Source organism: Pandoraea pneumonica (genome assembly GCF_049918595.1).
GTDB classification, from domain to species: Bacteria; Pseudomonadota; Gammaproteobacteria; order Burkholderiales; family Burkholderiaceae; genus Pandoraea; species Pandoraea pneumonica_A.
The window spans coordinates 832,148-844,843 of the sequence record NZ_JBNCRZ010000003.1; the positions used below are offsets into that span (position 1 = coordinate 832,148).

11 protein-coding genes are annotated in these 12,696 nt (G+C 61.4%); 2 read left to right on the top strand and 9 right to left on the bottom strand.

The window, feature by feature from the left end:
• Positions 1-8: 8 nt before the first annotated feature.
• Both ACPWR9_RS16270 and ACPWR9_RS16275 read right to left on the bottom strand, forming a co-directional pair.
• On the bottom strand, positions 9-1,139 hold the full coding sequence (locus ACPWR9_RS16270; RefSeq protein WP_426311990.1) for an NAD(P) transhydrogenase subunit alpha: 1,131 nt from the start codon (positions 1,137-1,139) through the stop codon (positions 9-11).
• 42 nt (positions 1,140-1,181) lie between these two features.
• A complete protein-coding gene (locus ACPWR9_RS16275) occupies positions 1,182-1,556 on the bottom strand; it encodes a hypothetical protein (protein ID WP_150679015.1) in 375 nt (124 codons plus the stop codon).
• 196 nt (positions 1,557-1,752) lie between these two features.
• On the opposite strand from ACPWR9_RS16275, the gene ACPWR9_RS16280 reads away from it, so the two are divergent.
• Positions 1,753-2,730 carry a LysR family transcriptional regulator gene (locus ACPWR9_RS16280; protein ID WP_426299237.1) on the top strand — a complete coding sequence of 326 codons (978 nt, stop codon included), beginning with the start codon at positions 1,753-1,755 and terminating at the stop codon, positions 2,728-2,730.
• A 130-nt stretch (positions 2,731-2,860) separates the two neighbouring features.
• On the opposite strand, the gene ACPWR9_RS16285 is transcribed toward ACPWR9_RS16280, so the two are convergent.
• The 7 genes from ACPWR9_RS16285 to oxlT all read right to left on the bottom strand — a co-directional run bounded on the left by ACPWR9_RS16285 (position 2,861) and on the right by oxlT (position 10,670).
• Positions 2,861-3,631, bottom strand: a complete 771-nt coding sequence (locus ACPWR9_RS16285) for a fumarylacetoacetate hydrolase family protein (protein WP_426299239.1) — start codon at positions 3,629-3,631, stop codon at positions 2,861-2,863.
• A 79-nt stretch (positions 3,632-3,710) separates the two neighbouring features.
• Positions 3,711-4,958: a formyl-CoA transferase gene (frc, locus tag ACPWR9_RS16290; RefSeq protein WP_426299241.1), complete on the bottom strand. Its 1,248-nt coding sequence runs from the start codon at positions 4,956-4,958 to the stop codon at positions 3,711-3,713.
• 15 nt (positions 4,959-4,973) lie between these two features.
• Complete coding sequence (locus ACPWR9_RS16295; RefSeq protein WP_426299243.1) at positions 4,974-5,111, bottom strand: hypothetical protein; 138 nt, start codon at positions 5,109-5,111, stop codon at positions 4,974-4,976.
• 392 nt (positions 5,112-5,503) lie between these two features.
• Positions 5,504-5,953, bottom strand: coding sequence for a PAS domain-containing protein (locus tag ACPWR9_RS16300; protein WP_426299245.1), 450 nt, complete (start codon positions 5,951-5,953; stop codon positions 5,504-5,506).
• Between the two features lie 156 nt (positions 5,954-6,109).
• Complete coding sequence (gene frc, locus ACPWR9_RS16305) at positions 6,110-7,360, bottom strand: formyl-CoA transferase (protein ID WP_426299247.1); 1,251 nt, start codon at positions 7,358-7,360, stop codon at positions 6,110-6,112.
• 25 nt (positions 7,361-7,385) lie between these two features.
• The gene (oxc, locus tag ACPWR9_RS16310; protein WP_426299249.1) at positions 7,386-9,176 is read right to left on the bottom strand and encodes an oxalyl-CoA decarboxylase; all 1,791 of its coding nucleotides are present in this window, start codon (positions 9,174-9,176) and stop codon (positions 7,386-7,388) included.
• Between the two features lie 147 nt (positions 9,177-9,323).
• A complete protein-coding gene (gene oxlT, locus ACPWR9_RS16315; RefSeq protein ID WP_426299250.1) occupies positions 9,324-10,670 on the bottom strand; it encodes an oxalate/formate MFS antiporter in 1,347 nt (448 codons plus the stop codon).
• A gap of 731 nt (positions 10,671-11,401) precedes the next feature.
• Here oxlT and ACPWR9_RS16320 point away from each other — a divergent pair.
• Complete coding sequence (locus ACPWR9_RS16320) at positions 11,402-12,415, top strand: 2-dehydropantoate 2-reductase (protein WP_426299251.1); 1,014 nt, start codon at positions 11,402-11,404, stop codon at positions 12,413-12,415.
• The last annotated feature ends 281 nt before the right edge of the window (positions 12,416-12,696 follow it).

Consider the following 12,696-nt stretch of genomic DNA (forward strand, 5'->3'; position numbering starts at 1 on the left):
TCCCCCTCTTATGCGGCGCGCAGCACCTGACCGTCGCGGCACATCAGGCACGCGGCGACGATGTCGTCGTTGGTATCGATGACGAGCTTGTTTTCCTTGTCGATCACCAGCTTGAGGAAGTCGAGCACGTTGCGGGCATACAGCGCCGAGGCGTCCGCCGCGACCATGCCTGCCAAGTTCGTGTAACCCGCGATCGTCACGCCGTGCACTTTCACGATCTCGTCGGCCACCGACAGCGGGCAATTGCCGCCGCCGTTGGCACCACGCCCTGCGGCGAGGTCGATGATGACCGAGCCGGGCTTCATGGCCTTGACGGTGTCTTCGGCGATCAGCGTCGGCGCAGCGCGCCCCGGGATCAATGCAGTGGAGATGACGATGTCGGCTTGCGTGAGGCGCGTGTGCACGAGCTGCGACTGACGGGCGAGCCACGCGGCGGGCATCGGACGGGCATAGCCGCCCACGCCCTTGGCGATCTCGCGTTCTTCATCGGTTTCGAACGGCACGTCGATGAACTTCGCGCCGAGCGATTCGATCTGCTCGCGCACGGCCGGACGCACGTCCGACGCCTCGATCACCGCGCCCAGCCGCTTTGCCGTCGCGATGGCTTGCAAGCCTGCAACGCCAGCGCCCAGCACGACGAGGCGAGCCGCCTTCACCGTCCCGGCTGCCGTCATCAGCATCGGCATAAAGCGTTGATACAAATTCGCCGCAAGCATCACCGCTTTATAGCCAGCGATGTTGGCTTGCGAGGACAGTACGTCCATGCTTTGCGCCCGCGTGGTACGCGGCGCCGCTTCCAGTGCGAAGCCGATGATGCCAGCCCCCGCCATACGGGCGTTGTTCTCGGCATCGAACGGGTTGAGCATGCCGACCACCGCCGCGCCGCGCGCGATCTGTCCGACTTCGGCAATCGACGGTGCGCGTACCTTCAGGACAAGTTCCGCCCCGAACGCTTCCGCTGCGCTGCCCGTCGCGGCACCGGCTGCGACATACGCCGCATCGGGCACGCTTGCTGCATCGCCTGCGCCTCGCTCCACAGTGACGCGATGCCCTGCGCCCACCAGCTTCTTCACCGTTTCCGGTGTGGCCGCGACGCGGGTTTCGCCGCCGACCGTCTCCTTCGGAATGCCAATATGCATGGTTATTGTCTCGGGGTCTGGGCCCCTGTCGTGTTGTAAAACTCAGGCCAGCGCGGTACGCGGCGGTTGCATCGAACGTCCTTCATTGGCCGCTTCGAAGCAGCGCACCTTCGTGCAATGAATCAGATCGCACAGGAATTCCGGTTCGTAGGCACGCAGCAAGTGCGGCTGATGCCCATCGAGATACGCGCCGATCAGCAACAACTCGGCGTGACGCAGCGCTTGTGCCGACGTCCCTTCGAGATAGGCCAGCGGCAAATCGTCGTTGCCCGTCATGCGCAGCAACTTGTGGTACGTCGGATGATCCCAGTGCCAGTCGAGACCCAGCTCGACGAATGCGTTGTTGAACGCATGCAGATGGGCGTTGGCAACCGGGGCCAGGGCGGCGGGCTTGATATGCGTTTCGATGACAGACATGTTGGCGCTCTCCCAAATCAGTGATCGTCTCCAGAACACGCGGACCCGCCGGTGCCGTACGTGATGGAGGGGTTTCGTCATCCCTTCCGTCACTTGGCTGTCATGCGGGCTGCCATTGCAGATTACGCAGCCACACCTATAAAAGACAGTTAAAGTTAATTATGCAAACCATCTACGATTGCTTATACTTCATCGCATGAAAAACGCCACGCTCCGCCAGCTAAAGGTCTTCGAAGCCGTGGCGCGCCATTTGAGCTTTTCGCGCGCCGCCGAAGAACTTCATCTCACGCAACCGGCCGTCTCGACGCAGGTCAAGCAGCTCGAGACGCACGCCGGTTTGCCGTTGTTCGAACAACTCGGCAAAAAGATCTTTCTCACGCCGGCGGGCAGCGAAATGCTTCACTACAGCCGCGCCATCATTGCGCTATTCCGCGAGACCGAAGAGGCGATGGATCACCTCAAAGGCATCACCGGCGGCAAGCTCAACGTGGCCGTCATCAGCGCAGGCGACTACTTCTTTCCTCGCGTGCTCGCCGCGTTCACGGCGCAGCACCCGGGCATCACCCTGAACCTCACGGTGCATAACCGCGAAGAACTGCTGCATCAGCTCACCGAAAACCTGACCGATCTGGCGGTGATGGTGCGTCCGCCTCACGAAATCGATACGGTGAACGAGGTCTTCGCGCCCCACCCTTACGTCATCGTTGCGCCGCCCGACCATGCGCTCGCCGGGCTGCGGCAGATTCCGTTTGCACGCTTGGCTGCCGAACCGTTCATCTGTCGCGAGCGCGGCTCCGACACGTGGAACTCGATGCAGGATGCCTTCGGCCATCGCACGGCGCAGTTGCAAATCGCGATGGAGATTTCGAGCACCGAGACCATCAAGCAGGCCGTCATTGCTGGCATGGGGGTCTCGTTCCTGTCGGCGCATACCGTCGGCATGGAGCTCCAGACCGGGCATCTCGTGGTACTCGACGTGCAAGGCTTTCCGGCGTGGCAAAGCTGGTATGTCGTGCACCGTCGCAGCAAGCGGCTGCCCCCTGTCGCGCATGCGTTCCGTCAGTTCCTGCTGACCGAAGGCGCTGCACTCATCGACGGCATGATGGCTTACAAGAGCCCGCTGCCGCCGCCCGCCGTGTCGGAAATTCCGGCAGTTCGCGATGCCACTCGGTGATCTCTCGCTGATGCATGCGGCAGCCCGGCAGTTCGCAAATCAATCCTTGTGAACCACCGGACTGCCGAATGAAAAAGGGCGATCGACTCAGGCCATTGCCACCCCGGCCGACCACCGTGAAATCAGCGTATCAACCCATGCGATTGGCGAGCGTGCCCAGGCCGTCGATGCTCACTTCCACCAGTTGGCCTTCCTTCATCGAGCCCACGCCGACCGACGTCCCAACGGCGATCACATCGCCGGGCAACAACGTCATGTCCTGCGAGATGCGCGAGACTTGCTCCCACGGGTTGAAAATCATGTCTGCGAGCGGATAGCGCTGACGCTCTGCGCCATCGAGCTGCGTAATCAGTTCCGCTTCGCGCCAGTCGAAGTCCTGCGCGATCACCGGGCCGACGCAGCCGAACGTGTCGTAGCCCTTGGCGCGCGTCCACTGCGCGAAGTTCTCGTCTTCGCCGATGATTTCAGCGGCTGTAACGTCGTTGACCAGCGTGTAGCCGAGGATGTGATCGCGCGCCGCTTCCACGCTGACGTTGCTCGTGCGCTTGCCGATCACGATGCCCAACTCGCCCTCGAAGACGATCTTCCCCGCATACGCGGCGGGGCGGCGAATGACCGCGTTCGGGCCGACGAGCGTGGTCGCAGGCTTGATGAGAAAGAGCGGGTGCGAGGGCGCGGCTTTGCCGAGCTTCGCGCCGAGCGCGTGATAGTTGTTCCACAGCGCGACGATCTTGCTCGGCTCGCACGGACACAGCAGATCGACCGTGTCGCGCGCAATCGTGGCGCCCGTGGCGATCGGCTCGTCGTAGAGACTGCCGCGATGTTCGTGGATGAGGTCGCCCTTGAGCAGGCCAAAGCCGATGCGGCCGTGGGCAGTTTTGAAACGGGTCCAGAGCTTCATGCGTTTGCCATTCCGGTAACGGTCCGGCGACGCGGCACGACGGAGCGTGCGCGCGCCGGACGCGACTTCTTGAGGTCATTCACACTGCGCCGACTTCGCGCAGTGCCGCGATCTGCTGGGCGCTGTAGCCGAATTCCGAGAGCACGTCGTCGGTGTGTTCGCCAAGCAGCGGCGAGCGTTCCACGTGCGTCGGGCTGTCGGACAGCTTGATCGGGTTGCCCACCGTGAGGTACTTGCCGCGCTTCGGGTGATCCACTTCCACGATCGTGCCGGTCTCGCGCAGCGACATGTCTTCGGCGATTTCCTTCATCGAGAGAATCGGGCCACAAGGAATGTCGTACTCGTTGAGAATGTTCATGACCTCGAACTTCGTCTTGGTCATCGTCCATTGCTCGATCGTGTCGAAGATCTCGCGCAGGCGCGGCAGGCGCGCACGCGGTGTGGCGTAGTCCGGGTGTTCCACCCACTCCGGCTTGCCGATCACCTTGCAGATCGATCCCCACACCGGGGCTTGCGTGATGAAGTAGATATAGGCGTTCGGGTCCGTCTCCCAGCCCTTGCACTTGACGATCCAGCCCGGCTGCCCGCCGCCCGAGGCATTACCGGCGCGCGGCACCGCGTCACCGAACTGACCGTTCGGGTATTGCGGGTACTCCTCCATTACGTTCGTACGCTCGAGGCGTTGCTGATCGCGCAACTTCACGCGGCAGAGGTTCAACACGCCGTCTTGCATGGCCGCCAGCACGCGTTGGCCTTGGCCGGTCATCGTGCGCTGATACAGCGCCGTGACGATACCCAGCGCCAGGTGCAAGCCTGTGCCCGAGTCGCCGATTTGCGCGCCCGTCACCATCGGCGGGCCGTCGTCAAAACCGGTCGTCGAGGCGGCACCGCCCACGCACTGCGCCACGTTCTCGTAGACCTTGCAGTCTTGATACGGGCCGGGGCCGAAGCCTTTGACCGAGGCGACGATCATGCGTGGGTTCAGCGCGTGGATGTGTTCCCACGTGAAGCCCATGCGATCGAGCGCGCCGGGCGCGAAGTTTTCCACCAGCACGTCGCAATCGCGAATCATGCGCTCGAGCACCGCCTTACCTTCCGGGTGCTTCGTGTCGAGCGTGATCGAGCGCTTATTGCTGTTGAGCATCGTGAAATAGAGGCTGTCCGCGTCCGGGATGTCGCGCAATTGATCGCGCGTGACATCGCCGTGACCCGCGCGCTCGATCTTGATGACGTCGGCGCCAAACCAAGCGAGCAGCTGCGTGCAGGTCGGACCCGACTGCACGTGGGTGAAGTCGAGGATGCGCACGCCTTCGAGTGCTTTGCTCATGATCGACCTCTGTCGTTAGCGATTCATTGCCTGCGCGGCAATACCGTGCGCAGGAATGGGTCGATGGGGAGCCGCAGCGCGGCGCTGATGCATCTGGCTGCCGTCAGCGATGACGCTGGCGGTATGCGGACATGCGATGGCGATGAGTGCCATGGTTGTCTCCTCCTCGGGCTCGGCTGCAAGGGCCGTTATGTTGGTATTTGACTGTGATATACAGTATTTCATACACGATATTTTATCAACGGCTATTTTTTGCCAATGGCAGTTATTGCTTTGCGGAATAAATGGACGAATTCCCGCCAAATGCCCATGTTTAAAGGGATTTGCAGCGCAGCATTTAAAACACCTTGAGTGTTGGCTACGGGTTTACAGGCATGCCCCCTAGGCCGGGAGAGACAGATCGGGGCCCTTTCTCGAGGCGAGTTGAACACTGTCTGAGCAGCGAGAAAGGGCCCCGGTCTGTCTGGGGGGAGGTTTTAGAGGGCGAGGAAAAGCAGAACCTGCCGCGAGCGCGGCAGGCGTACATCAGGACATAACGGGCAGAATCAGGCGCGGGCGCCGGTGAGTTCACCGACTTTGGCTTCGAGCTCAGCGACGCGCTTGCGAAGTTGGCGGTCCTCTTGGAAGCGCGCAGTCTCGTCTCGGATGACGGCCACGATACCGCTCACCTGCCCTTGCGCGTCGCGCAGCAGCGCTACCGTGAACGCGATCGACATGGCGCGCCCATCCTTATGCGTCGCGGGCACTTTCAACAGATCGCTGCCGTACCTCGTCTGCCCGGTGGCCATGGTCTTCTCATAGCCTTCGTTGTGGCGATGACGAAGCCGCTCGGGAATGATGATGTCCAACGGTTGCCCGACGGCTTCACTGGCCGAGAAGCCGAACATCTTTTCCGCGCCGGCATTCCACAACGTGATGATGTTCTTCGGGTCGGCCACGACGATGGCGTCGCCTACGACCTGAACCAATTGTGCTGCGTCCACCGGTGCGCTCATGGTGTCTCCTGCTTTTTCTGTGGGGGATCAATAACTACGATTTAAACATGCAACAAAAATACATGAATCAAAAGACAATGCGGTCCCGAAAAACGACAACAGGTGCCGCACCTGATGAAGATGCGGCACCTGCGCGACTACATGCTCACTTCAAGCTCAGATGGCTTTGGCCGAATGCAGCTTGCCAATCTGGTCTTTGCTGTAGCCCAACTCTGCCAGGATCTCTTCCGTGTGCTCGCCCAGCAGCGGCGAACCGGTGATTTCCGGCTTCAGACCCGAGAACTTGATCGGGCTGCCGACCGTCAGGTACGAACCGCGTTCCTTGTGCGGCACTTCCACGATCGTGCCCGAGGCGCGCAGCGACGGATCGTCCGCGATTTCCTTCATCGACAACACCGGAGCGCACGGAATATCGAACTTGCGCAGGATATCCACCGCTTCGAACTTCGTCTTGTCGGCGAGCCACTCTTCGATCGTCTTGAAGATGTCGAAGATGTGCGGCTGGCGTGCCTGAGCCGTCGCGTAGTTCGGATCGCTGATCCACTCCGGCTTGCCCAGTGCGCGGCAGATCGGCTCCCAAGCGTGGCCTTGAATCGTGAAGTAGATGTAAGCGTTCGGGTCCGTTTCCCAGCCCTTGCACTTGAGCACCCAACCCGGCTGACCGCCACCGCCCGCGTTACCGCCACGCGGCACCACGTCGCTGAACTCGCCATGCGGGTACTGCGGATACTCTTCCAGATAGCCCACACGGTCCAGACGCTGTTGGTCGCGCAGCTTCACGCGGCACAGGTTGATCACCGAGTCTTGCATCGACACGGCCACCTTCTGACCACGGCCCGTCTGGCCGCGGCCGATCAGTGCCGTCAAGATGCCGATGGCCAGGTGCATACCCGTGTTGCTGTCGCCCAGTGCTGCGGCCGACACCGTGGGAGGACCGTCCCAGAAGCCCGTCGTCGACGCCGCACCGCCGGCGCACTGCGCCACGTTTTCGTAGACCTTCAGGTCTTCATAATGGTGGCCGTCCGAGAAGCCCTTGACCGAAGCGACGATCAGCTTCGGGTTCAATTCGTTCAGACGCTCCCACGTGAAGCCCATGCGGTCCAGCGCGCCCGGGGCGAAGTTCTCGACCAGCACGTCCGATTCGCGCACCAGCTTCTCGAGCACTTCCTTGCCTTCTTGCGTCTTCGTGTCCAGCGTCAGCGAGCGCTTGTTGCTGTTTAGCATGGTGAAGTACAGCGCGTCGGCATCCGGAATGTCGCGCAGTTGGTTGCGCGTGACGTCGCCCGAACCCGGGCGTTCCACCTTGATCACGTCCGCACCGAACCAAGCCAGCAACTGAGTGCAGGCCGGGCCGGCTTGCACGTGCGTGAAGTCGATGATCTTAATGCCTTCGAGGGGTTTGCTCATGTCATGTCTCCTTAATTGACTCGAGTTACTTTTTCATCGCCGCGCTTTGCGGATTCAGATTGGTCAGACGGCCGCTTTCCGTGCCCGCCGATTCGTCGATCACTGCATTGATGAGCGTCGGCTTGCCCGACTTAATGCCCTCTTGCAGCGCCTTGGTCAGTTCTTCCGGCGTGGTGACGTGGTAACCGATGCCACCGAAGGCTTCGATCATCTTGTCGTAGCGCGCGCCCTTGACGAACACCGTCGGTGCCACGTCCTTGCCGCCCGTCGGGTTGACGTCGGTGCCGCGATACACGCCGTTGTTGTTGAAGATGATGGTGGTCACCGGCAGGTCGTAACGGCAGATCGTCTCGAGTTCCATGCCGCTAAAACCGAACGCGCTATCGCCTTCGATCGCCACGACCGGCTTGCCGCTCGTCACCGCAGCGCCGATGGCGAAGCCCATGCCGATACCCATCACGCCCCACGTACCCGAGTCGAAGCGCTTGCGCGGCTGGTACTGGTCGATGATGCTGCGGGCGTAGTCGAGCGTGTTCGCGCCTTCGTTGACCAGATTGATATCCGGATACGCCTTGAGCACGTCGCGAATCGAGCGCAGTGCGCTGTGGAAATTCATCGGCGACGGGTTCTGGTCGAGCGTGGCCGCCATCTTGGCCAGATTCTTGTTCTTGCGTTCCGCAATCGCGCCGGTCCATTCAGCACTCGGCTTGCCGAAGTTCGCGTCGATACCGGCCACCAGTGCCGACACGCACGAACCGATGTCGCCGATCACCGGCGCGGCAATCGCCACGTTGCTGTCGATTTCCGTCGGCGAGATGTCGATCTGCACGAACTTCTTCGGAGCCGAACCCCACGTCTTACCCTTGCCGTGTGCGAGCAGCCAGTTCAGACGCGCGCCGATCAGCACCACGACGTCGGCTTCTTGCAGCACGAACGAACGTGCGGCAGCCGCCGATTGCTCGTGCGTGTCGGGCAGCAGGCCCTTAGCCATCGACATCGGCAGGTACGGAATGCCCGACTTCTCGACCAGTGCACGAATGTCGGCATCGGCCTGCGCGTAAGCGGCGCCCTTGCCCAGCAGAATCAGCGGACGCTTGGCGTTCTTGATCACGTCGAGGGCGCGCTTGACGGCGTCCGGTGCCGGGATCTGACGCGGCGCGGCGTCGATCACACGAATCAGCGAATCCTTCGCCTTCTGTGCGTCGAGCGTTTGCGCCAGCAGCTTGGCCGGCAGATCCAGATACACGCCGCCGGGACGGCCCGACACGGCGGCACGAATCGCACGCGCCACGCCCACGCCAATGTCTTCTGCATGCAGCACGCGGTAAGCGGCCTTGCAGTACGGCTTGGCAGCGTTGAGCTGATCCATCTCTTCGTAGTCACCCTGCTGCAAGTCGACGATTTCGCGCTCGCTCGAGCCGCTGATCAAAATCATCGGGAAGCAGTTGGTGGTGGCGTTCGCCAGTGCCGTCAGGCCGTTCAGGAAGCCCGGTGCGGACACCGTCAGGCAAATGCCGGGCTTCTGGGTCATGAAGCCAGCGATGGCCGCAGCATTGCCGGCGTGCTGTTCATGACGGAAACCGATAAAGCGCATGCCTTCGGCTTGTGCCAGGCGGGCCAGATCGGTAATGGGAATTCCCACCAGACCAAAGATAGTGTCGATGTCGTTCGCTTTCAGGGCATCGATGACCAGATGGAAACCATCCGTCGTTTCTGCCTCGGACACGATGTTCGCGTGTCGGCTGCTGTCTTTGAGCGTGTCGCCCGCGGTGTTGTTTTCCGCCTTGCCGACTGGCACGGTCATCGCAATGGACATAATTCTCTCCTCCAATTTTTCCGGTTTCAGTGTTGCGTCGTCTTTCGCTGACGATTACTTTAGGACTTCAATCTGTCTTGCATGCCGCGCGCGAAACCCCGTGTTTCTGGTCGCGTCGCGCGCGGCACTCCTGCCGGCGCCTGTTCCTCAGGTCGTACTGCGGGACAAGTCTGCTGGTTTGGTAATGACCGCCTCGGCGTCGCGGGCACTGCTGTCCGCATAGCGTTGGGCAAGTCGTGCGCGCATCGGCTTGAGCACGAAGAGCGCGAGTACGGCGGCGGTCGCATTCATGACGACTGCAATCATGAACACGGCATGCCAACTACCGGTTGTGGCGGTGATGACGCTGGTAAAAGGCACCAGCAACGCAGCCGTTCCCTTGGCGGTGTAAAGCATGCCGGCGTTGGTCGCGGCGTACTTCGAACCGAAGGTGTCGGCGCAAGTGGCCGGGAACAGGCTGTAGATTTCACCCCAGGCGAAGAACACGAGACCCGTGAGAATCACGAACGCGACCGGGTGCTGGCCCCAGACCGACAGTGCGTAGATACCCGCGGCTTCCATCGCGAAGGCGATGAACATCGTGTTTTCACGACCGATCTTGTCGGAGATCCAGCCGAAGATCGGACGGGTGACGCCGTTGAGCACACGGTCGATGGCCAGTGCGAAGGTCAGTGCCGGCAAGGTCAGCCCCATGAGCGAAACCGGGGTGCCGTCCAGGCCGTAGTCCTTGGCGATCGGGCCGAGCTGTGCCGTTGCCATCAGACCGCCTGCGGCCATCAGCACGAACATCAGATACATCAGCCAGAACACGGGACTGCGCATGACTTCGGTCGGCTTGGCGTCGTAGCGGCGTGCACCCGGGGCGAGCTTCTTGAGCGCCTCGAAGGCGGCCGGCGGCGAAGCCAGCGCGAGACCGAGGACCAACACGATGATGCCTTGGCCAAGACCGAACACCAGGAAGGTGTTTTCGTAGCCGCTGCTCTTGATCATGTTGGCAATCGGCACCACGGTCAGGGCAGAACCTGCACCGAAGCCTGCTGCCGTCAGCCCTGCTGCCAGCCCCCGATTCGCCGGGAACCACTTGAGCGCGTTGCCCACGCAGGTGCCATACACCGCACCAGCACCGACACCGCCCACGGCTGCCGCGAAGTACAGCATCGCGAGCGAATCGGCATAGGCGTTGAGCGCCCATGCAATACCGCAAAGCAAACCGCCACCCACCACCACGGGGCGCGGACCGAAGCGGTCGACCAGATAGCCTTCGATCGGCACGAGCCACGTTTCCGTGACCACGAAGATCGTGAATGCCACCTGAATGGCCGTGCGGCCCCAGTGATACTTCTCGTCGATCGGGTTGACGAACAGCGTCCACCCGTACTGCAAGTTGGCGATCATCGCCATACAAATCACGCCGAACACGAGCTGAACCCAAGGGCTCGCGAACACGGATGTCTTACCGTGTTGATTTGTCGTCTCCACTTGTACCTCCTCCATCGGTTTTCAGTTGTTTGACAGCTTCACAACAACAACACCTTCCGGATGGGGTCTATGCCCCCTGGGTATGCTTTTACGAGGTCTTCGCCTCGTCGACTTTGTCTCTGATGCTTGCGGATCCGCTCTCGCTCCACCGCAAATATACCGAACGAAATATACGATATATCAGATTTAAGTCAACACTAATTTATGACTTTTCTCGCTTCCCCCCTCGCGTGCCGCAGGCGTTTTCGGTCCATTGCTTCGAAAACGTCCACGGCACGCGAGGCACTGCGCTAGGTGGCGGCTAGATACAGTAAGGCAACTGTAGGCCGGAGCGCCGCAACAACGCAATGCGAAAATACTAAGGAGTTAACCTGATCCGAGAGGCACGTCAGATAAGGCGCTACAGCCTTTTATATCGGCGTCCTTGACGATTTTTAAAACGAGCACAAGGCGATATTTTTGATAGTTTTTCTCACAACGACACACCAACATGTAACGCCCCCTTCCGCTGTAACACACCGTAATAATTCACTCGGCAGTGTCTTTCGCATCGCATTCGACGTGGGTCAATGACGGTCGCGCTCACACATCGGAACGCCCCTTTTCAGGCCGACCCCGGGGAAACCATGACGCGCTCGGCTACCGGAAAGCTTGGTGCTTCCCGGCTTGTGATATACGATATACAACATTTGATATTAGAAAAATAAAGGCCAAGTTCCGATTGACCATTTGTGGAGGGAGACTTCATGAAGATTTGCATCTATGGCGCCGGTGCCATCGGCGGTTATCTCGGTGTGCAGCTTGCACACGCAGGAGCCGATGTCAGTCTGGTGGCGCGCGGCCCGCATCTCGCGGCCATGCGTGAGCACGGACTCAAGTTGTTGATCGACGGCGAAGAACGCGTCGCTCAATTGCGTTGCACGGACGATCCGCGTGAGCTCGGTCCGCAGGACTACGTCATCATCGCGCTCAAAGCGCACTCCGTGCCGTCGGTACTCGACGCCATGCAACCGCTCATCGGTCCCGACACGGCCGTGGTGACCGCCGTGAACGGCATTCCCTACTGGTACTTCTATAAGCACGGCGGTGCGCTCGAAGGCAGCACGCTCGAGAGTATCGATCCGGGCGGACGTCAGTGGCGCCAACTCGGCCCCGAGCGAGCCATCGGCTGCGTGGTCTATCCGGCCACCGAAGTCGTCGCGCCCGGCGTGATTCAGCACGTGTACGGCAACAAGTTTCCGCTCGGCGAAGCCAGCGGCGAGCGCACCGCTCGCGTGGAGGCGCTCTCGCAGATCATGACCAAGGGCGGGCTCGACGCACCGATTCGCGAAAACATTCGCGACGAGATCTGGCTCAAGCTCTGGGGCAACCTCTGCTTCAACCCGATTTCGGCGCTCACGCACGCCACGCTCGATATCATCGCCAGCGATCCGGGCACGCGCGCGATCGCTCGCGCGATGATGCTCGAAGCCAAAGCCATCGGCGACAAGCTCGGCGTGCACTTCCGCGTGGACGTCGAACGCCGTATCAATGGCGCCGGTGCGGTGGGTTCGCACAAGACGTCGATGCTTCAGGATCTGGAGCGCGGCCGGGCGATGGAAATCGATCCGCTCGTCGCCGTCGTGCAAGAGATGGGCCGCCTCGCGGCAGTGCCCACGCCAACGCTCGACGTGGTGCTCGCCCTCATTCAGCAACGTGAGTTCATGACCCAGCCCGATGCCGTCGCCGCCGCACAGGCACGACTGGCCAAGGCCGCCTGATCGCCGGATAGCGAAGGCAGTGGCAAGCTGACGCGTCGCGTCGCCGGCCACTGCCCTATCTATATAGAAGGGCAATCGCCGCCATACCCCGCCACCACGGATCGCAACCGCGCATCGTTCCCCCTGCGATGCGCCCCGATCGAGACCCGGCTTGCCGGTGAAGTCCGCAATAACGGCTGTGGTTTCGCGGCAACGCAATATCACCGTTTTCCCCCTCACCGAGGACACCTTCGAACGCGCGACTGACGATGCATCACCCGCGCGTCCCGAAATCTGTACTC